This is a genomic window from Enterobacter sp. A8 (assembly GCF_004296595.1).
Classification (GTDB): domain Bacteria; phylum Pseudomonadota; class Gammaproteobacteria; order Enterobacterales; family Enterobacteriaceae; genus Enterobacter; species Enterobacter cloacae.
The window spans coordinates 178910-199775 of record NZ_SCMF01000001.1 but is presented as its reverse complement, the minus strand read 5'-3'; the positions used below and the strand labels follow the sequence as shown (position 1 = coordinate 199775).

Genomic DNA, 20866 nt, shown 5'->3' with positions numbered 1-20866 from the left:
GTTTTACTTTAAGGACATACGTCATGTTTGATTTCTCGACCGTTGTCGATCGCCACGGCACCTGGTGTACACAGTGGGATTATGTTGCCGACCGTTTTGGTGCCGCCGACCTGCTGCCCTTTACGATCTCTGATATGGATTTCGCCACCGCCCCCTGCATTATCGATGCGCTACATCAACGTATTGATCACCGCGTGTTTGGCTACAGCCGCTGGAAAAACGAAGAATTCCTGGCCGCGGTGACGCACTGGTTCCAGCAACGTTTTAACAGCCGGATTGATACTGAAACCGTTGTTTATGGCCCTTCCGTGATCTATATGGTCTCTGAGCTGATTCGCCTGTGGTCGATGTCGGGAGACGGTGTGGTGGTGCATACCCCGGCTTATGATGCGTTTTATAAAGCCATTGAAGGCAATGCGCGCCACGTAGTGCCAGTGGCGATGGAGAAACAGGCGACGGGCTGGCAGGGAAATATGGCCGCGCTTGAGGCCGCCCTGGCGAAACCGGAAAACAAAATATTGCTGCTGTGCAGCCCGCAAAACCCGACCGGCAAGGTCTGGACGCAGGAGGAGCTGGCGCAGATGGCTGAACTGTGCGCGCGCTATGACGTGGCGGTGATAAGCGATGAAATTCATATGGACATGGTATGGGGAGAACATCGCCACACGCCATGGAACAGGGTCGCGCGCGGTAAATGGGCACTGCTGACCTCAGGCTCCAAGAGCTTTAATATCCCGGCACTGACCGGCGCATATGGGTTAATAGGCGATGAGGAGAGCCGTAATGCGTATCTGAGCGCGCTAAAAGGCCGTGACGGCCTCTCCTCTCCCTCCGTGCTGGCACTGACGGCGCATATTGCCGCCTATCAGCAGGGTGAGCCGTGGCTTGCCGCGCTGCGCGACTATCTGGAAGAGAACCTGAAATTTATCGCACGTGAAATGAACAGCGCTTTTCCGGTACTAAACTGGACGCCACCCGAGGCGACCTATCTCGCCTGGATTGACCTGCGCCCGTTAAATATTGACGATCGCGCCCTGCAAAACGTACTGATTGAGCAGCAAAAAGTCGCCATCATGCCGGGATATACCTATGGAAACGAAGGCATCGGTTTTATCCGCCTGAATGCCGGCTGCCCGCGCAGCAAGCTGGAACAAGGGGTGCAGCGGCTGATTGCGGGTATCAACACGCTCCTGTAGTTTGTTTGCGCAACGGAATATTCCCTTGCGCAAATAGCTTTTTACCTCGTTTTGTTTTTATAATGTGGCGCACTTTAACCAGAAAAGAGTGCGACCATGATTGATACACGCCTGCCTTTAACAGATATTCATCGTCACCTTGACGGTAACATTCGTGCCCAAACCATCCTCGATCTTGGCCGCCAGTACAATTTAACGCTCCCTGCTCAATCGCTTGAAACCCTGATCCCGCACGTTCAGGTCACCTCTAATGAACCGGATCTGGTCAGTTTTTTGAGCAAACTCGACTGGGGCGTAAAGATGCTGGCCTCACTGGATGCCTGTCGCCGTGTCGCTTTTGAGAATATCGAAGATGCCGCCCGTAACGGCCTGCATTATGTCGAACTGCGCTTTTCGCCAGGCTATATGGCGATGACCCACAGCCTGCCCGTTGCAGGCGTGGTTGAAGCCGTTATTGAAGGTGTCCGTGAAGGGTGCAAAGCCTTCGATGTGCAGGCCCGTTTGATTGGCATCATGAGCCGTACCTTCGGCGAAGCGGCCTGTCTGCAGGAACTGGAAGCGCTGCTGGCGCATCGTGACGCGATCACCGCAGTCGACCTGGCCGGGGATGAACTGGGCTTCCCGGGCAGCCTGTTCCTGTCACATTTCAACCGCGCACGTGATGCCGGCTGGCATGTAACCGTTCACGCCGGTGAAGCGGCGGGGCCGGAGAGCATCTGGCAGGCCATCCGTGAACTGGGTGCCGAGCGTATCGGTCACGGTGTAAAAGCGGTGGAAGATCGCGCCCTGATGGACTTCCTGGCCGAGCAACGTATCGGGATCGAATCCTGCCTAACCTCCAATATTCAGACCAGCACCGTGCCCGCGCTGGATAAGCACCCGCTGAAAACCTTCCTTGAGCACGGCGTGCTGGCCTCGCTGAATACCGATGACCCGGCGGTACAGGGCGTGGACATTATCCACGAGTATACTGTCGCCGCACCGCAGGCGGGCCTGAGCCGCGAACAGATCCGCCAGGCGCAGATTAATGGGCTGGAGATGGCCTTCCTCACGCCGGAAGAGAAGCAGGCGCTTCGGGATAAGGTGGCAAACGCGTAACCCCTTTGCCGGGTGGCGGCTACGCCCTACCCGGCCAACAACACTTATGCCAGACAGAGCGTGGCGCGATGTTTGGCAGATTCAATGCCCAGTTCGATCAACTCCATAATCTGAATCGCCTGACTGGCTGGTACCGGGTTTTCCCCCGTGCCGTTCAGCGCATCACGCACGGCCGCATAATATGCCGGGTAGTTCCCCGGGCTCGTCAGCAAGGTTTCTTCCACCAGCGTCTCCCCCTCCACTTTAGTCACCACCCCGTCTCGCATATCATATCCCCAGTCTTCCTGAGGCAAACGCTCGCCGTTTTTCAGCCTGTCTTCCTGCGGATCCAGACCAAATTTCACGTAGCTCCCCCGCGTACCATGGATGATATAACGCGCAGATTCCGCAGCCGCAACCATCGTTCCGTGCAGCACTATCCGCCGTTGCGGGTAGCTCAGGATGGCATGAAAATAATCGGTCGTTTGCGCGCCGGGTCTGAGCTGGGCCAGATCAACCGTCATACTCACCGGCAGGCCAAACAGATTCACGGCCTGGTCGAGCAGGTGTGGGGCTAAATCGTACCAGATGCCGCTGCCTGGCCCGGCTTGCTCACGCCAGCGATTTCGCACCTGCGGCCGGAAACGATCAAAATGCGATTCAAAGAAGGTTATCTCCCCGAGCGTTCCCTCGCTGAGCAGCGCTTTTACCGTGAGAAAATCGCTGTCCCAGCGGCGGTTATGAAACACCGACAGCAGTCTGCCAAGGCTTTTCGCCAGCGCATCCAGCTCGCGTGCCTGAGACAACGTCACGGTAAAGGGTTTATCGACGACGACATGCTTACCGGCTTCCAGCGCCGCCTTCGCCAGCGGGAAATGGGTATCATTCGGCGTGGGGATCACAATTAAATCGATATTCGGATCATTGAAAAGGTGCTTAGGCTCAGAGACAACCGGAACGGTGGGCCAGTCGGCATGCACCTTGGTGGCATCGCTGCTCGACACCGCCGCCAGCGCCATTCCCGGCGTACCGGCAATTAACGGCGCATGGAATGTTTTGCTCGCATACCCGTAACCAATAAGCCCGACACGGATGCTATCACTCATAGTGTTGCCCTCTCCTGTGATGTTCTTATTTCACACTGGCTAACCTGGCCACATGACAGATTAAGCATGTGCCATATGACTTAAAATAGCATCCTGCTCCGGTTGTTTTTGTTATATGGGGTTAACCCGCTGATTGTGCTTAAGGGAACCGTTCCCAAAGCACTTGCTGTCTCCCCCCTGGCGCTGTAACATTTGCAACCAGTATTTATGGATAAATTACAAACACGAATTATGACGTCAATTATTAATCGAATCATTGAATTAGCGGGATGGATTGTTCTTGGGGTATCGGTCATTTTGCTTGGCGTTGCCAGCCACATCGATAACTACCAACCGCCGGAGCCTGTCACTGTCGCCCAACCTAAGTAACCGGTTACGGTAATAAAGAGTGACATAATATGTCAGTTACTTATTGCCACTCCTGGTGAACACGGTTAACCTTCTCTTCCAGGCATCATCAGATGCCTGAATCTTTCGCAAAGAAAACTCCTAATTTAGTCGCGTTACCTGAGTGGGCAGTTTACGTCTTTATTAATCCGTTTATTATTCAAACGAATTACCTTAACGGGTATGACTCACTTTTATATGGAAACTTATTAATATGACAGTTCAGGACTATTTATTAAAATTTCGCAAGATCAATTCCCTTGAGAGCCTGGAAAAACTGTTTGACCACCTGAACTACACGCTGTCGGATAATCAGGACATCATCAATATGTATCGTGCAGCGGATCATCGCCGTGCGGAGCTGGTCTCCGGTGGCCGTTTGTTTAACGTCGGCGAAGTGCCTAAGTCCGTATGGCGTTACGTTTTATAAGAAAGTAGCCATCCGCGCGAAATGTTATATACTCTCCGCCCTGCAAACTGGCTGTACAACATTTCGCGCAGATTTATGGGAGAGTTCATGACCGCAACGCCTGGAGAAAGAATTGGAGGCTGGTTAATCGCCCCACTGGCATGGCTGCTGGTTGCCTTATTAAGCGCATCACTTGCGCTGCTGCTTTATACCACCGCGCTGGTTACCCCTCATGCAATCCAGACCCTGATGTCGCAAAGTGTGCTGAATATTACGCTGTGGTTCGTGTCGTTCGTCTTCGCCATAGGCATGTGGTACTACACGCTGTGGCTAACCATTGCGTTCTTTAAACGCCGCAAAAATGTGCCTAAGCACTACATCATCTGGCTGCTCGTTTCCGTACTGCTGGCGGTGAAAGCCTTTGCTTTTTCACCGGTTTCGGACGCGCTGGCCGTTCGTCAGCTGCTTTTCCCGTTACTGGCGGCGGCGCTTCTGGTGCCCTATTTCAAGCGTTCGACGCGGGTGAAGAACACCTTCGTGAATCCGTAATAACCTTACAGATAACCTGTTGTCGCCTGTTGTGGTTTATCCGATAATAGGCGGCTTTTTTATTTCAGGCTGAATAATGACCGATTACTTACTGCTCTTTGTCGGCACAGTGCTGGTTAACAACTTCGTTCTGGTGAAGTTCCTTGGCCTGTGTCCGTTTATGGGCGTGTCCAAAAAGCTGGAAACGGCAATGGGCATGGGGCTGGCAACCACCTTCGTGATGACGATGGCGTCCATCTGCGCCTGGTTGATTGATACCTGGATCCTCATCCCGCTGGGTTTAGTCTATCTCCGTACGCTGGCCTTTATTCTGGTCATTGCCGTAGTGGTGCAATTTACCGAAATGGTGGTGCGTAAAACCAGCCCGGCGCTCTATCGCCTGCTGGGTATCTTTTTGCCGTTGATCACCACCAACTGCGCCGTTCTTGGCGTAGCGCTGTTGAACATTAATCTCGGGCATAATTTCATGCAGTCGGCGCTGTACGGTTTTTCTGCCGCCGTCGGTTTCTCGCTGGTGATGGTGCTGTTTGCCTCTATTCGTGAGCGCCTCGCCGCAGCGGATATCCCTGCGCCCTTTCGCGGAAACGCGATTGCGCTGGTGACCGCAGGTTTAATGTCTCTGGCCTTTATGGGCTTTAGTGGTCTGGTGAAGTTGTAATGAATACCATCTGGATTGCCATCGCCTCCATCAGCGTGCTGGGGTTGGTGTTTGGCCTGATTCTGGGTTACGCCTCCCGCCGATTCGCGGTAGAGGACGATCCTGTTGTTGAAAAAATCGATGAGCTTTTGCCGCAAAGCCAGTGTGGGCAGTGCGGCTATCCTGGCTGTCGTCCCTATGCAGAAGCCGTGGGTATTCAGGGTGAGAAAATCAACCGCTGTGCGCCAGGTGGCGAAGCGGTAATGCTGAAAATTGCAGCGCTGCTAAACGTCGACCCGCAACCCATTGATGGCGATGCGCAGGTGCAGGAGCCCGTGCGTGCCCTCGCGGTGATTGACGAAGCGAACTGCATTGGCTGCACCAAGTGTATTCAGGCATGCCCTGTCGACGCCATTGTTGGCGCCACCCGCGCCATTCACACCGTTGTGGCGGATCTGTGCACCGGCTGTAACCTCTGCGTGGCACCCTGCCCGACGCAATGTATTGAGTTGCGCCCGGTTGAAACGACTACCGAAAGCTGGAAGTGGGATCTTCAAACCATTCCGGTTCGCAATATTCCTGTGGAACAACATGCTTAAGTTATTTTCTGCTTTCAGAAAAGAGAAGATTTGGGACTTTGACGGCGGGATCCATCCACCAGAGATGAAAACCCAGTCCAGCGGCACGCCGCTGCGTCAAATTCCGCTGGCGACCCGTTTCGTCATGCCGCTGAAGCAGCACATTGGCGCTGAGGGTGAGTTGTGCGTTAAAGAAGGCGATACCGTCCTTCGCGGCCAGCCATTGACCTTTGGTCGTGGGCGTATGCTGCCGATCCACGCCCCGACATCCGGTAAAGTGGTGGCGATTACCCCTCACACCGTTGCACATCCGTCAGCCCTCTCCGAACTGAGCGTCATTATTGAAGCCGACGGCGAAGACCGCTGGATCGAGCGTGATGGCTGGAGCGACTACCGCGCCCGCAGCCGGGAAGCGCTTATCGACCGTATTCATCAGTTCGGCGTTGCCGGGCTGGGTGGCGCAGGGTTCCCGACCGGCGTCAAACTGCGCGGTGGCGGCGATAAAATTCAGACCCTGATTATCAACGCCGCCGAATGCGAACCCTATATCACCGCCGATGACCGCCTGATGCAGGACTGCGCCGCGCAGGTCGTGGAGGGGATCCGTATCCTCGCCCATGTGCTGCAGCCCCGTGAAGTGCTGATTGGCATTGAGGATAACAAACCGCAGGCCATTTCCATGCTGCGCGCGGTGCTCGCCGGTAGCCACGATATCAGCCTGCGCGTCATTCCGACCAAGTACCCGTCGGGCGGGGCAAAACAGCTGACGCAAATACTCACCGGAAAGCAGGTTCCCCACGGCGGCCGCTCATCGGATATTGGCGTGCTGATGCAAAACGTGGGTACCGCCTACGCAGTGAAACGCGCGGTGATTGACGGTGAACCCCTGACCGAACGCGTGGTGACGATGACGGGCGAGTCAGTGTCTCGTCCGGGGAACGTCTGGGCGCGTCTGGGCACGCCGGTTCGTCATCTTCTGGAGCAGGCCGGATTCTGTCCCGGCAGCGATCAGATGGTGATCATGGGCGGTCCATTGATGGGCTTTACCCTGCCGTGGCTGGACGTTCCGGTCGTAAAAATCACTAACTGCCTGCTCGCCCCCTCCCCCACCGAAATGGGTGAAGAGCAGGAAGAGAAAGGCTGCATCCGCTGCAGCGCCTGCGCCGATGCCTGCCCGGCCGATCTGCTTCCACAGCAGTTGTACTGGTACAGCAAAGGTCAGCTGCACGATAAAGCGCAAGCGCATAATCTGGCTGACTGCATCGAATGCGGCGCGTGCGCCTGGGTCTGCCCTAGCAACATTCCGCTGGTGCAGTACTTCCGTCAGGAGAAGGCCGAGATTTATGCCATCTCGATGGAAGAAAAACGCGCTGCCGAAGCGAAAGCCCGCTTTGAAGCCCGCCAGGCTCGTCTGGAGCGTGAAAAACTGGCCCGTCAGGAGCGTCATAAGCAGGCTGCCGTTCAGCCAGGCGAGAAAGATCAGGATGCCATTAACGCGGCGCTGGCTCGCGTGCGCGAGAAAAAAGCGACCGCAGCGCAACCTGTGGTGATCTCCGCCGGTGAGAAGCCAGATAACAGCGAAGCCATTGCCGCACGTGAAGCGCGTAAGGCCGCGGCGCGCGCGCGTCAGGCGGAAAAAGCGCAAACTGGGCAACCGGAAGAAACCCGTGTCGATCCGCGTAAAGCGGCCGTTGAAGCGGCCATCGCCCGCGCCAAAGCACGGAAAGCGGGAGAGCAGCAGGTAGTCGTTGAGCAAGAGGCCACAGACCCGCGCAAAGCCGCCGTTGAAGCCGCGATAGCCCGCGCTAAAGCGCGTAAAGCGGCGCAGCAACCGCAACCGGCCACAGAAGAGGCGCCGGTCGATCCGCGTAAAGCGGCTGTCGAAGCGGCCATCGCCCGCGCCAAAGCGCGGAAAGCAGCGCAGCAACAACAACCAGCTGCAGAAGAGGCACCAGTCGATCCGCGCAAAGCCGCTGTCGAAGCGGCCATCGCCCGCGCCAAAGCACGGAAAGCGGCTCAGCAGGAAGTACAACAGCCTGCCGCGAACGACGATCCACGCAAAGCCGCCGTCGCCGCCGCGATTGCACGCGTTCAGGCGAAGAAAGCCGCACAGCAAGCAGTTAACGAGGATTAAATGGTTTTCAGAATCGCAAGTTCCCCTTACACCCATAACCAGCGCCAGACGTCGCGCATTATGATGCTGGTCTGCCTGGCTGCACTGCCGGGTATTGCCGTTCAGTTCTGGTTTTTCGGCTGGGGAACCCTGTTCCAGTTAGCACTGGGCTGTGCCAGCGCCGTAGCGGCCGAAGCGCTGGTGCTGAAGCTGCGTAAGATGAACATCTCCCGTATTCTCAGCGATAACTCCGCTCTGCTGACGGGCCTGCTGCTGGCCATCAGTATTCCGCCGTTTGCGCCGTGGTGGATGATCGTGCTCGGTACGGTGTTTGCGGTGATTATTGCCAAACAGCTGTACGGTGGGCTGGGCCACAATCCCTTTAACCCGGCGATGGTCGGCTACGTGGTACTGCTTATCTCCTTCCCGGTACAAATGACCAGTTGGCTGCCGCCGCACGATATCGCCGCCACGGTGCCGGGTTTTATGGATGCCCTTCAGGTGATCTTTACCGGCCATACGGCGTCCGGTGCCGATATGAATGCGTTGCGTATGGGCGTGGATGGTGTCAGCCAGGCCACACCGCTCGATACGTTTAAAACGTCCCTGCGTGCCGGGCACAGCGTTGAGCAGATCATGCAATCAGCCATCTACAGCGGCGTGCTGGCCGGTGCAGGCTGGCAGTGGGTTAACCTGGCATATCTGTTGGGCGGCCTGTTTCTGCTGCAGCAGAAAGCGATCCGCTGGCATATTCCGGTGAGCTTCCTGGTCACGCTCGCGGTCTGCTCCACGCTGGGCTGGTTCTTCTCTCCTGAATCCCTGGCGAGCCCGCAGATGCATCTGCTCTCTGGTGCCACCATGCTGGGCGCGTTCTTTATTCTGACCGATCCGGTAACCGCCTCGACCACCAATCGCGGTCGTCTGATCTTCGGTGCGCTGGCCGGTCTGCTGGTGTGGCTGATCCGCAGTTTCGGCGGATACCCGGATGGCGTAGCGTTCGCCGTCCTGCTTGCCAACATCACCGTTCCGCTCATTGACTACTACACGCGCCCACGCGTGTACGGCCATCGTTAAGGGTTTCGCGATGCTGAAAACAATGCAAAAACATGGCGTCACGCTGGCCATTTTCGCTGCTGTCCTCACCGGGATGACGGCACTGGTGAACGAACTGACCAAAACGACCATTGATGAACAGGCCGCGAAGCAGCAACGCGCGCTGTTCGATCAGGTGATGCCGTCTGATTTCTACGATAATGACCTGCAGAAAAGCTGTTTCGTGGTACAGGCGCCGCAGTTAGGTAAAGGCCCGCATCGTCTCTATATCGCCCGTAAAGGCGATAACGCGGTGGGCGTGGTGATGGAGGCCACGGCACCAGACGGATATTCCGGTGCCATTCAGCTACTTGTGGGTACCGATTTTTCCGGTACCGTGTTGGGTACCCGCGTGACTCAACACCACGAAACGCCGGGCCTTGGGGATAAAATTGAGACACGCCTGAGCGACTGGATTTTGCATTTTGCCGGTAAGGTGATCCACGGCGAAGCGGACACGGCATTTGCCGTCAAGAAAGATGGCGGCGAGTTTGACCAGTTCACCGGGGCCACCATTACGCCGCGTGCCGTCGTGAATGCCGTAAAACGTGCCGGGTTGTATGCAGAAACGCTGCCTGCACAGATTAACAATCTTCCGGCCTGTGAGGAGTGAGCATGAGCCAGGTTAAAGAGGTCATTGTCCAGGGGTTGTGGAAGAACAACTCCGCACTGGTACAGCTGCTGGGATTGTGCCCGCTGCTGGCGGTGACATCCACCGCTACCAACGCATTGGGGCTGGGGCTTGCCACCACGCTGGTGCTGACCCTGACCAACCTCTCCATTTCCACCCTGCGCCGCTGGACGCCGTCGGAAATCCGTATTCCGATTTACGTCATGATCATCGCGTCAGTGGTGAGCGTCGTTCAGATGCTGATTAATGCCTACGCGTTCGGTCTGTATCAGTCACTGGGGATTTTTATTCCGCTGATCGTTACCAACTGTATCGTGGTGGGGCGTGCAGAAGCCTTTGCCGTGAAGAACACCCCGGCGATGTCGGCCCTGGATGGTTTCTCCATCGGAATGGGAGCCACCTGCGCGATGTTCGTTCTGGGCTCACTGCGTGAAATTCTTGGCAACGGTACCCTCTTCGACGGCGCAGACGCGCTGCTGGGAAGCTGGGCTAAAGTTTTACGCATCGAGGTGTTTCATACGGATACGCCGTTCCTGCTGGCTATGCTGCCACCGGGTGCGTTTATTGGCCTTGGCATGATGCTGGCGATAAAATACCTGATTGATGAAAAACGTAAGCGCCGCGCGGCTGAGCGCAGCGTGCAGGAAGGGATACCCGGGAAAGCCTCATGAACAAAGAAAAGCGCATTGCGATCCTCACCCGTCTTCGGGACGCAAACCCGCACCCGACGACTGAGCTGAATTTCACTTCGCCGTTTGAGCTGCTGATCGCAGTGCTGCTTTCGGCTCAGGCCACTGACGTGAGCGTGAATAAGGCCACCGCCCTGCTCTATCCGGTGGCCAATACCCCGAAAGCCATGCTGGAGCTGGGCGTGGAAGGGGTGAAGTCTTATATCAAAACCATCGGGCTGTTTAACAGCAAAGCGGAGAACGTCATTAAGACCTGCCGCATTTTGCTGGAGCGTCATGGTGGTGAAGTGCCGGAAGATCGCGAGGCGCTGGAAGCGTTGCCGGGTGTGGGACGTAAAACGGCGAATGTGGTACTTAACACCGCGTTTGGCTGGCCGACCATCGCGGTTGATACCCATATTTTCCGTGTCGCTAACCGAACCAACTTCGCTCCGGGTAAAAATGTCGAACAGGTGGAGGAGAAACTGTTAAAAGTGGTTCCCGCTGAATTCAAAGTCGACTGTCATCACTGGCTTATCCTGCATGGCCGTTATACCTGCATTGCCAGAAAGCCTCGCTGCGGCTCATGTATCATTGAAGATCTCTGCGAATATAAAGAAAAAGTGTATCCCTGAGCGGCGTTATTCCTTTTTACTTTCGCATCATCAAGACCTTACTAAAGGAAGGCTTAACTAAAAACCTTCCTTTAGGCCGCAAGTTGTCCGCTTATGTTCTCTTACGCCCTGTCAATTGTTCGGTTATTTAACGCTCAAACAGGTTAATAGTTTTTTCACTACCGAAAATTTCTATACATTTGTGATCGCGATCACTCTGATAACTTCATGTTGATTTTTTGTTGTCAGATCCCACCTAAACCCTTTGCCAGACAAGATGTAATCCTTCAATGGCCGCAGATAAGACCACTCATTTTTCAGAATATGGGCTATATGACTGCATTTAACGGTAAATAGCAGAACATATCGCCACACAACCCTCTCCGCCGGTTTTTCGCAGTCAAAAAAACCAACAAAACCCATTGTGTGAAATTTAACGCTGAATAACATTTGCAGAAACCGAGGATTATAGCGGCTCAGTTATATGTAACAGATTATTACAAACGTATTGCCAGACGGGTCAGGATAGTGAACATTACCCGCCGTTTCTCCTCCCAATATAACTATAAAGCGGATGGACTCCGACCATCACGCTATGAACACCCCCGTTAATATGGGATGTAAAAAAAGAGGTATATGTGTCAACTGCAAACAATAAACCAACAGATGAAAGCGTGAGTTTGAACGCTTTTAAACAGCCAAAAGCGTTCTATCTCATCTTCTCTATCGAGTTATGGGAGCGTTTTGGTTATTACGGCCTGCAAGGGATCATGGCGGTTTACCTGGTAAAACAGCTGGGTATGTCCGAAGCCGATTCCATCACGCTGTTCTCTTCATTCAGTGCCCTCGTTTACGGTCTGGTCGCGATTGGCGGCTGGCTTGGTGATAAAGTTCTGGGTACGAAGCGTGTCATTATGCTGGGCGCCATTGTTCTGGCAATCGGCTATGGTCTGGTTGCCTGGTCTGGTCATGACGCAGCCGTAGTCTATATGGGTATGGCAACCATCGCCGTTGGTAACGGATTGTTCAAAGCGAACCCGTCATCCCTGCTCTCTACCTGCTACAGCAAAGATGACCCACGTCTGGACGGTGCATTCACCATGTACTACATGTCCATCAACATTGGTTCATTCTTCTCCATGCTGGCAACCCCATGGCTCGCCGCGAAATTCGGCTGGAGCGTGGCGTTTGCGCTGAGCTTTGTCGGTATGCTGATTACCGTTGTGAACTTCCTGTTCTGCCGTAGCTGGGTTAAGGACTACGGTTCAAAACCTGATTTCGAACCGGTGCACATGGGCAAACTGCTGGCCACCATCGTGGGTGTTGTTATCCTCGCGGCCATCGCCACCTGGTTGCTGCATAACCAGGGTGTTGCACGTGCCGTTCTGGGCGTGGTGGCACTGGGTATCGTCATCATCTTCGCGAAAGAAGCCTTCGCGATGCAAGGTGCGGCCCGTCGCAAGATGATTGTGGCCTTCATCCTGATGCTGGAAGCGATTATCTTCTTCGTGCTCTACAGCCAGATGCCAACCTCGCTGAACTTCTTCGCTATTCGCAACGTTGAGCACTCCATCCTGGGTATCGCGTTCGAGCCGGAGCAGTATCAGGCGCTGAACCCGTTCTGGATCATGATTGGTAGCCCAATTCTGGCGGCTATCTATAACAAGATGGGTGACCGTCTGCCAATGCCGCACAAGTTCGCCATCGGTATGGTGCTGTGCTCTGGTGCTTTCCTCGTGCTGCCACTGGGTACCAAATTTGCGACTGACGCCGGTATCGTCTCCGTTAACTGGCTGATCCTGAGCTATGCCCTGCAGTCTATCGGTGAACTGATGATCTCCGGTCTGGGTCTGGCGATGGTTGCACAGCTGGTGCCACAGCGTCTGATGGGCTTCATCATGGGTAGCTGGTTCCTGACCACTGCCGGTGCAGCCATCATCGCAGGTAAGATCGCAAACCTGATGGCGGTGCCTGAGAACGTGACTGACCCGCTGGTTTCACTGAATGTGTACGGCACCGTCTTCCTGCAGATTGGTATCGCAACGGCGGTTATCGCGGCTTTGATGCTGCTGACGGCACCGAAGCTGAACCGTATGACTCAGGACGACGACAAAGCGACGAAAGCGACCGAAACCGCTACCGCGTAACGTTATTGAGAAACGATGAGCCGCTAATTTATTAGCGGCTTTTTTTTTGTTTGCTTGCGCACTAACATAGCTGAAACCTCAGCAAAAAGGAGTTACCGATGAAACTGTTCTACAAACCGGGCGCGTGCTCTCTTGCTTCCCATATTACCCTGCGCGAGAGCGGCAAAGATTTCACGCTGGACGGCGTTGACCTGATGAAAAAGCGCCTGGAAAACGGCGACGATTTTTTTGCGATTAACCCGAAGGGACAAGTTCCGGCCCTGCTTCTGGATGACGGTACCCTGCTGACAGAAGGCGTCGCCATTATGCAGTACCTGGCAGACAGCGTGCCCGATCGCCAGCTGCTGGCTCCGGTAAGTACGGTTTCACGCTATAAAACGCTCGAGTGGCTGAACTACATTGCAACCGAACTGCATAAAGGATTTACGCCGTTGTTCCGCCCGGATACACCGGAAGAGTACAAACCGACCGTTCGCGCCCTGCTGGAGAAAAAGCTGCAGTACGTCAATGAGTCATTGAAGGACGACCAGTATATCTGCGGGGCACGCTTCACCATTGCCGATGCGTATCTCTTTACCGTGCTGCGCTGGGCGCGTGCGGTTAAGCTGAATCTGGACGGGTTAGACCATATCGCAGCATATATGACGCGTATGGCGGAGCGCCCTGCGGTGGCCGCGGCGCTGAAAGCGGAAGGATTGAATTAACCGGGTCGTTATTGCCCGGCGGCGCTTCGCTTGCACGGGCCTACGGGATTTGTAGGCCGGGTAAGCGCAGCGCCACCCGGCATAGTTTAGAGCTGTGTTGCGCTGAAATAGTGCTCCGGCTGCGCAATACGATCCTGTGCCGCGACCACCTGCAGTTCGTATTCCTGCATCTCTTTCGTCGCAATCATAATTTCGTACACCGCTGCAGTCACATGCTCAAGCGCTTCGCGCAGCGTCGCCCCCTGTAGCAGTTTCACCAGCAACAATCCGCTGGTCACATCTCCCACGCCCACTGGCTGACGCAGGCCAAAATCTACCAGCGGACGGCTGATGTGCCAGGCTTCGTCTTTGGTCACCAGCAGCATCTCAAAGCGGTCTCTGCTCAGCCCTGCACGGGCGAGATGTTTCACCAGCACAATCTCAGGCCCCTGGGCTATCAGTTCACGAGACGCGCTTACCGCCTCTGCTACGCTGTTAACCGGATGCTCGCAAAGGATCTCCAGCTCAATCAGGTTGGGCGCGATGATATCGCTGGCAGGTAACGCATGGCGAACATGGAATTCAGCCACGCCAGGCGCCACAATGCAGCCTTTTTCCGGATGCCCCATCACCGGATCGCAGAAGTATTTTGCTGCGGGATTGGCTGCTTTAGCCTGGCGAACGATGCCGAGGATATGCTCCCCCTGCTCTGCGGAGCCCAGGTAACCACTCAGAACCGCGTCACAGCGTTTGAGCTGGTCGATATCGGCAATGCCCTGCACGATCTCCGTGAGATGCGAAGGCGGCATCACGCAGCCGGTCCATTTGCCGTATTGTGTATGGTTTGAGAACTGTACGGTATTGAGGGGCCAGACGTTAGCCCCGAGGCGGCGCATCGGGAATTCCGCCGCGCTATTGCCAGCATGTCCAAAAACAACGTGGGACTGAATGGCGAGGATGTTCTTCATTTTATGCTTACCAAACCCTGAAAAAACAAAAAGGGCGTGGTTTCCCACGCCCCTGGAGATTTTTATTTATTTCCAGCAGACCAGACAGTAATTTTTCTTGCCGCGACGCAGCAGCGTGTAGCGGCCATACAGGCGATCGCTATCGGCGAAGGTGTATTCCGGGTCAGCCTGTTTTTCACCGTTGATGGTGATGGCGTTAGACGCAATGGTTTTACGCGCCTGCCCGCGAGACGGCTGCAGCTCTGAGTCCACCAGCGCCTGCATCAGGTCAGCCCCTTTCTCCATCTCAACCATCGGTACGCCATCCTGCGCCAGCTGCTCGAAGTCAGCTTCGCTCAAATCGCTCAGCGTACCGTTGAACAGGCTTGCGGTAATGCGTTTCGCCGCAGCCAGACCTTCTTCACCGTGAACCAGTTTGGTCACTTCATCCGCCAGCACATACTGCGCGCGTGGTGCTTTACCGCTGTTTTTATCTTCTTCTTCCAGGGCGTTGATGGTTTCAATGTCCATGAAGGTGAAGAACTTCAGGAAGCGGTAAACATCGGCATCCGCGGTGTTGATCCAGAATTGATAGAATTTGTACGGGCTGGTTTTCTTCGGATCGAGCCATACCGCACCGCCTTCGGTTTTACCGAATTTAGTCCCGTCGGCTTTGGTGATCAGCGGAACGGTCAGACCAAACACCTGGTTTTGATGCAGGCGACGGGTCAGATCGATACCGGAAGTAATGTTACCCCACTGGTCAGAACCGCCAATCTGCAGGCAGACGCCGTGCAGTTTGTTCAGACAGGCGAAGTCGTAGCCCTGCAGCAGGTTATAAGAGAATTCAGTAAAGGAGATACCCTGATCGTCACGGTTCAGGCGCTGTTTTACCGCTTCTTTGTTAATCATCTGGTTAACAGAGAAGTGTTTGCCGATGTCACGCAGGAAGGTCAGCACGTTCATGCTGCCAAACCAGTCGTAGTTATTGGCGGCAATCGCGGCGTTATCACCACAGTTGAAGTCGAGGAACGGTGCAACCTGTTTGCGGATCTTATCCACCCACTCCTGCACGGTGTCTTCGGTGTTCAGTTTACGCTCAGCGGCTTTAAAGCTTGGGTCGCCGATCAGACCGGTCGCGCCGCCCACCAGGGCCACAGGCTTATGGCCTGCCATCTGGAAGCGTTTCAGGCATAACAATGGAACAAGATGCCCCAAATGCAAGCTGTCAGCGGTGGGATCAAAGCCGCAATAGAGCGCGATCGGGCCTTGCGCCAGTCGCTCTGCTAACGCTTCCTCGTCCGTCACCTGGGCCACGAGGCCCCGCTCTTGCAATTGTTTAATCAAGTTACTGCTTGCCATCAAATTCTCCATGTATAAACGACTGCACCTTTGCCGGTACACGACTTTTCGCCTGATGCGAAAGGACCATAGAATAAAGCGCTAGCGCGGCGTGCGCTAGCGCTTAAATCAACAAATTTCGGGGATTACGGTGCCAGCCTGTCGATTTTCCAGCCGCCGTTGTCGCGCTGGTATAAAAAGCGGTCGTGCAGGCGATGTTCGCCCCCCTGCCAGAACTCAATCTGCTCGATCGGGATGCGGAAACCGCCCCAGAAGCTGGGCAGTGGAATTTCGCCCTGCTGGAATTTCTGCTTCAGTTCAAGAAATTTGCTTTCCAGCACGCCGCGGGCAGAAATTCGGCTGGACTGTTTTGAGACCCAGGCGCCAATCTGGCTGTCACGCGGGCGGCTGTGGAAGTACTTCACCACTTCCAGTGTGGAAAGGCGCTCCGCTTTGCCTGTGACCATGACCTGGCGTTCCAGCATATGCCAGGGGAACAGGAGACTGATTCGGGGATTGTTCTCTAAATGGTGTGCTTTGCGGCTGCCCAGGTTGGTGTAAAACACCAGCCCTTTCTCGTCATAATGCTTAAGCAGCACGATACGTTGATACGGTTGACCATTTTCATCCACCGTAGCAACCACCATGGCCGTTGGGTCGGCCAGTTTTGCTTCACAGGCCTGTTTCAGCCAGCGTTCAAAAAGCACCAGAGGTTCAGCGGGAAGATCCTGGCGACGCAGGCCGCCTTTGGTGTATTCACGGCGCAGATGCGCAATTTGCTGCAGTTCGTCGTTATCAGACATGGCATTAGGTGACGTTGAGATTGGGTGGCGCTATTGTGCGCCGCCCCTGTGAAAATCTCAACGCTTCGGATTTTCGAGCTGGCAATTGTTCAGCACGATGCGGTCGCGTTTGTAGACGGTGGCGCTGTCACCTTTCGACCAGAAGACGTAAATACCGTCGCTGTAGCGCGCGCCGGAGGCGGAGATCCCCTGCTTGAGCGTCAGCAATTTATTGTCATAGACAAAGCTGGCTTCCTGGCGGGGGTTATTAAGCTTGACGGTCAGCGGCTTTTCATCACAGCGATATTCCAGCGTGTCGGTCTGCATGCGCTCAACGAGCTGGTTATAGACGCTGCAGCCTGACAGCAAGACAGGTACAGCAATAAGAAGAAGTTTTTTCATGAGCGTATTCCGAAGACTATCCTGGTCCTGGAGGGCTAACGGGCCCTCCTGTTCCCTTTTATTTTACCGGCGACGCGCTGCGCTGAATTTCAGTTAACTCTGATTATGACGGGGATTGGCCGGGAAAATGGCACCGAGAACGCTGGCTTCGCGTGCGCCGGTGACTGAGGGCAAATTCCCCGGTAGCCCGGCAACGGTACGCCAGGCAAGCCAGGCGAAGGCCAGCGCTTCCATGTCGTCTCCGCTGATGCCGGCTTCATCGGTGGTTGTCACTTCGGTGCCCGGCAACAACCCGGCAAGGCGCGCCATCACCAGCGGGTTACGGCTTCCCCCCCCGCAGACCAGCAGACGTTCGCAGCCACCGCTCAAAAGTACCTGTTCTGATATGGAGACCGCCGTGAGCTCGGCCAGCGTCGCCTGAACATCCTGCGGTGCCAGCGCCGGGAACCGAGCCAGCTGACGTTCAAGCCAGCCATAGTTAAAATACTCGCGTCCCGTGCTTTTTGGTGCCGGCAGGGCAAACCAGGGATCGCTAAGCATGGACTGCAGCAGCGGGATAATGACTTTGCCTTCGCTCGCCCACTCCGCGTCTTTATCATACGGTTTACCGCACTGACGCCAGATCCAGGCATCCATCAGCATGTTACCCGGGCCGGTATCATATCCCCGTACCGGCTGGCCCGGGATCAGCATCGACAGGTTGGCAATACCGCCAATGTTAAGCACCATACGGCGCTCTGACGAGTGCCCCAGCAACGCCTGGTGGAAGGCCGGCACCAGCGGCGCACCCTGCCCGCCCAGCGCGATGTCGCGACGCCGGAAATCACCCACGACCGTGACGCCCGTTTTTGCCACAATCTGATTATTATCGCCAATTTGCATGGTATGCGGCGCATCGCCAGTGGGTTCGTGCCAGACGGTCTGCCCGTGACAGCCAATCGCGACCACATCCTGCGGCCGGAGATTCTCTTTATGCATCAGCGCCAGCACCGCATCGGCAAACAGCGCCCCCAGCCTGACATCAAGCTGTCCAAGCTGCGAAAGCGTCAGCTGTTGCCCCTGGCAGATGCTCAGGATCTCCTCTTTCAGCGAAACAGGGATAGGCCAGGTCAGACTTGCCTGTTGTGCCACCATGTTTTCGTCTATGGCGGCCAGAACGACATCTACCCCATCCAGACTGGTGCCAGACATCACACCAATATAGCGACCCGATTTCATGCGCTTTCCTTACGTTGCGTGGGCTAAGGATAACCACTCAACCATAAACAGCCCCGCTTTGCCATCAGGCGATAATATTTTTTAACACTCTCAGTGAGGTAACGCGTCGAAATTTTGTTTATCTCTCGTTAAGTCAAATTCAAGTACAATTTTCCGATTGTTAGTGCAAAGATATGAACGATGGCCCTTTATGCCATATAATTTAGCCATAACGGATGCCCGGATTGGGCGTTTTTGGTGAACAGGAGATTCAAATGATTTTACGTGTACTGGGCGTTTCGCTGATTGGTTTAACTCTGGCTGGCTGTGTGAATGACAGTTCACTTTCTGGCGACGTTTATAGCGCTTCTGAAGCGAAACAGGTTCAGAACGTGACTTACGGTACGATTGTTAACGCACGTCCTGTTCAAATTCAGGGTGGTGACGAGAACAACGTCATGGGTGCCATCGGCGGTGCGGTTCTGGGTGGCTTCCTGGGCAACACCGTAGGCGGTGGTACAGGCCGTTCTCTGGCGACTGCGGCAGGTGCCGTTGCGGGTGGCGTAGCAGGCCAGGGCGTTCAGGGTGCGATGAATAAAACCCAGGGCGTAGAGCTGGAAATCCGTAAAGACGACGGCAGCACCATTATGGTTGTGCAGAAACAGGGCAGCACCCGCTTCTCTGCAGGTCAGCGCGTCGTGCTGGCAAGCAACGGTAGCCAGGTTACCGTTTCTCCGCGTTAATTCATAAAAAGGATGTGGCTGCCAGGCCGCATCCTTTTACAAATAGCATCATTATAATAAATAGTTTTACAAAATTTATTCAGGCAATGAATAATTAACCACGCCGTATCTTGTTCCTGCGCAAAGTATTCCCCTCTCTTTTGCATTAGGCTAATCTCAATTAACTTTTTTATTTATTATTTTCGTTGAAACATACTTATGCTTGCGATCTCCCGGTACGTGAAAAAGCCCTATATTCCATTCTGTTTAGGGTGCATTGTCGTCATTGGAATATTACAAATTTTATTTTTAAAACTGGTCGAATGGGTTCCCTCTTTCTCACCGCTTTTATTCCCTACACTCACCATTTTTTTACTGGTATTCCATCTGTTTATTGCCTGCTTTATGGCCATGAAATACTGGTGTGACAGAAGACGGTTGTACCTGATTGCTATCGCTTTCGCCTTTGCCGGTTCAGCCATGCTGATGGTGGGTACGCTTACCAGTTTCCCGGCCTGGCTTGATCTCTACCAGCTCAACGTCGTGGACTATAACGATACGATGATCTTCTTTATGTACCGCCATCTGTTAATGGCGGTACTGATGATTGCGTCGGCCCTGCTATATATCGTCAGGGATAATCCGCTTTCACGTGCGGCGCATATCGCCATTGTTGCCGGTACATTTCTGTTTATGGTGGGCATGGTGCTGTTGGCCTGGCTTAGCTCCAGCCACTCATCATTAATGTCGTTAGACCTGGTGGATAATGAAACCCATCAATTTATGGTTCTCTGGAGCCATGCAATAAATATCGTCTTGATTATTCTTTGGGTGGTGACATTAGCAACGCTAATGGTTATTACCCGCGTACGCAATATTTTTTGGGTGGGCGGTAATTTTTTATGTGTCTGTTATATCGTGACGCTCGCGATGCTATTAGCAGGCGGACACGCGGAGGATATTTCCTGGTATCGAGCGCGCTTATTTGAAACTGTTGCGACGTTATTGATTATTTTTGTTCTGCTTTATGATGTCTTTAGACTCTATCGCGACTCGCATTTGAAATATCAACAGTCGTATCAAAACTCGATTCGCGATCCTCTGACCCGCCTCTACAATCGCAGCTATTTTTACGACTCGCTAAACCAGGCACTCGGTGCCTGTAAAGCCAGCCGTCCGGTTTCGGTTATCGTCAGCGATCTCGACCGCTTCAAGCGCATCAACGACTGCTACGGCCATCTGCAGGGCGACAAAGTGTTGCAGTTTGTGGCGCATCTGCTGATGGATTCCGTACGGCCTCAGGATATTGCCGCACGTATTGGCGGTGAGGAATTTGTGTTGATGTTAACCAACACCTCTTCAGAAGCCGCGTACCAGGTGGCGGAACGCATCCGCCTGAAGCTGAGCAGCTTTGATAAGACCAGCAGCGGGGGACAGCTTCCGGAGCCCATTACCATCAGCATGGGCGTCTTTACGGCAACGTCCGTGGAGACGACGGCTGAAGAGTGTGTGGAAAAGGCTGATAAAGCGATGTATGAGGCGAAAGAGACGGGTCGCAACCGGGTGATCGTCTCCAGATGATAAAAGG

22 protein-coding genes are annotated in these 20866 nt (G+C 54.5%); 16 read left to right on the top strand and 6 right to left on the bottom strand.

The window, feature by feature from the left end; genetic code table 11:
• Positions 1–23 precede the first annotated feature (23 nt).
• Together EQV24_RS01035 and add are read left to right on the top strand one after the other, a co-directional pair.
• Positions 24–1196 (top strand): MalY/PatB family protein, encoded by a 1173-nt coding sequence (locus EQV24_RS01035; RefSeq protein WP_095454796.1) that lies wholly within the window; start codon positions 24–26, stop codon positions 1194–1196.
• A 96-nt stretch (positions 1197–1292) separates the two neighbouring features.
• On the top strand, positions 1293–2294 hold the full coding sequence (gene add, locus EQV24_RS01030) for an adenosine deaminase (RefSeq protein WP_013096893.1): 1002 nt from the start codon (positions 1293–1295) through the stop codon (positions 2292–2294).
• Between the two features lie 44 nt (positions 2295–2338).
• Here add and EQV24_RS01025 read toward each other — a convergent pair whose 3' ends face one another.
• On the bottom strand, positions 2339–3379 hold the full coding sequence (locus tag EQV24_RS01025; protein ID WP_013096894.1) for an oxidoreductase: 1041 nt from the start codon (positions 3377–3379) through the stop codon (positions 2339–2341).
• A 243-nt stretch (positions 3380–3622) separates the two neighbouring features.
• Between EQV24_RS01025 and blr the strand changes: the two genes are divergently transcribed.
• From blr to gstA, 12 genes are all read left to right on the top strand, one after another.
• Positions 3623–3748: a division septum protein Blr gene (gene blr, locus EQV24_RS01020; RefSeq protein WP_168112406.1), complete on the top strand. Its 126-nt coding sequence runs from the start codon at positions 3623–3625 to the stop codon at positions 3746–3748.
• A gap of 232 nt (positions 3749–3980) precedes the next feature.
• Positions 3981–4196, top strand: coding sequence for a transcription modulator YdgT (gene ydgT, locus EQV24_RS01015; protein ID WP_013096896.1), 216 nt, complete (start codon positions 3981–3983; stop codon positions 4194–4196).
• Between the two features lie 87 nt (positions 4197–4283).
• Complete coding sequence (locus EQV24_RS01010) at positions 4284–4724, top strand: DUF2569 domain-containing protein (RefSeq protein WP_013096897.1); 441 nt, start codon at positions 4284–4286, stop codon at positions 4722–4724.
• Between the two features lie 76 nt (positions 4725–4800).
• Positions 4801–5382: an electron transport complex subunit RsxA gene (rsxA, locus tag EQV24_RS01005; protein ID WP_013096898.1), complete on the top strand. Its 582-nt coding sequence runs from the start codon at positions 4801–4803 to the stop codon at positions 5380–5382.
• Positions 5382–5960, top strand: a complete 579-nt coding sequence (rsxB, locus tag EQV24_RS01000; RefSeq protein WP_130626030.1) for an electron transport complex subunit RsxB — start codon at positions 5382–5384, stop codon at positions 5958–5960. The genes rsxA and rsxB overlap by 1 nt, the downstream gene beginning before the upstream one ends.
• Entirely contained in the window at positions 5953–8073 is a 2121-nt protein-coding gene (gene rsxC, locus EQV24_RS00995) for an electron transport complex subunit RsxC (RefSeq protein ID WP_130626029.1), read from the top strand. Before rsxB ends, rsxC begins: the two co-directional genes overlap by 8 nt.
• A complete protein-coding gene (gene rsxD, locus EQV24_RS00990) occupies positions 8074–9126 on the top strand; it encodes an electron transport complex subunit RsxD (protein WP_048971242.1) in 1053 nt (350 codons plus the stop codon). It abuts the gene before it with no gap.
• A gap of 10 nt (positions 9127–9136) precedes the next feature.
• Positions 9137–9757, top strand: a complete 621-nt coding sequence (gene rsxG / locus EQV24_RS00985; protein ID WP_048971240.1) for an electron transport complex subunit RsxG — start codon at positions 9137–9139, stop codon at positions 9755–9757.
• 2 nt (positions 9758–9759) lie between these two features.
• Positions 9760–10446 (top strand): electron transport complex subunit E, encoded by a 687-nt coding sequence (locus EQV24_RS00980; protein WP_023622212.1) that lies wholly within the window; start codon positions 9760–9762, stop codon positions 10444–10446.
• Positions 10443–11078, top strand: coding sequence for an endonuclease III (gene nth / locus EQV24_RS00975; protein ID WP_020688297.1), 636 nt, complete (start codon positions 10443–10445; stop codon positions 11076–11078). Before EQV24_RS00980 ends, nth begins: the two co-directional genes overlap by 4 nt.
• 617 nt (positions 11079–11695) lie before the next feature.
• Complete coding sequence (dtpA, locus tag EQV24_RS00970; protein WP_013096905.1) at positions 11696–13204, top strand: dipeptide/tripeptide permease DtpA; 1509 nt, start codon at positions 11696–11698, stop codon at positions 13202–13204.
• 98 nt (positions 13205–13302) lie between these two features.
• Positions 13303–13908 (top strand): glutathione transferase GstA, encoded by a 606-nt coding sequence (gstA, locus tag EQV24_RS00965; RefSeq protein WP_013096906.1) that lies wholly within the window; start codon positions 13303–13305, stop codon positions 13906–13908.
• A gap of 86 nt (positions 13909–13994) precedes the next feature.
• On the opposite strand, the gene pdxY is transcribed toward gstA, so the two are convergent.
• From pdxY to anmK, 5 genes are all read right to left on the bottom strand, one after another.
• On the bottom strand, positions 13995–14855 hold the full coding sequence (pdxY, locus tag EQV24_RS00960) for a pyridoxal kinase PdxY (RefSeq protein WP_038420903.1): 861 nt from the start codon (positions 14853–14855) through the stop codon (positions 13995–13997).
• 66 nt (positions 14856–14921) lie between these two features.
• A complete protein-coding gene (gene tyrS / locus EQV24_RS00955) occupies positions 14922–16196 on the bottom strand; it encodes a tyrosine--tRNA ligase (protein ID WP_014831636.1) in 1275 nt (424 codons plus the stop codon).
• 125 nt (positions 16197–16321) lie between these two features.
• A complete protein-coding gene (gene pdxH / locus EQV24_RS00950; protein WP_013096909.1) occupies positions 16322–16978 on the bottom strand; it encodes a pyridoxamine 5'-phosphate oxidase in 657 nt (218 codons plus the stop codon).
• Positions 16979–17035: 57 nt separating this feature from the next.
• Positions 17036–17359: a C-type lysozyme inhibitor gene (gene mliC, locus EQV24_RS00945; protein ID WP_013096910.1), complete on the bottom strand. Its 324-nt coding sequence runs from the start codon at positions 17357–17359 to the stop codon at positions 17036–17038.
• A gap of 93 nt (positions 17360–17452) precedes the next feature.
• Positions 17453–18577 carry an anhydro-N-acetylmuramic acid kinase gene (gene anmK / locus EQV24_RS00940; protein WP_020688301.1) on the bottom strand — a complete coding sequence of 375 codons (1125 nt, stop codon included), beginning with the start codon at positions 18575–18577 and terminating at the stop codon, positions 17453–17455.
• A 254-nt stretch (positions 18578–18831) separates the two neighbouring features.
• Here anmK and slyB point away from each other — a divergent pair, with 254 nt between their 5' ends.
• Both slyB and EQV24_RS00930 read left to right on the top strand, forming a co-directional pair.
• Entirely contained in the window at positions 18832–19299 is a 468-nt protein-coding gene (gene slyB, locus EQV24_RS00935; RefSeq protein WP_013096912.1) for an outer membrane lipoprotein SlyB, read from the top strand.
• A 198-nt stretch (positions 19300–19497) separates the two neighbouring features.
• Positions 19498–20859, top strand: a complete 1362-nt coding sequence (locus tag EQV24_RS00930) for a GGDEF domain-containing protein (protein WP_045295876.1) — start codon at positions 19498–19500, stop codon at positions 20857–20859.
• Positions 20860–20866: the final 7 nt, after the last annotated feature.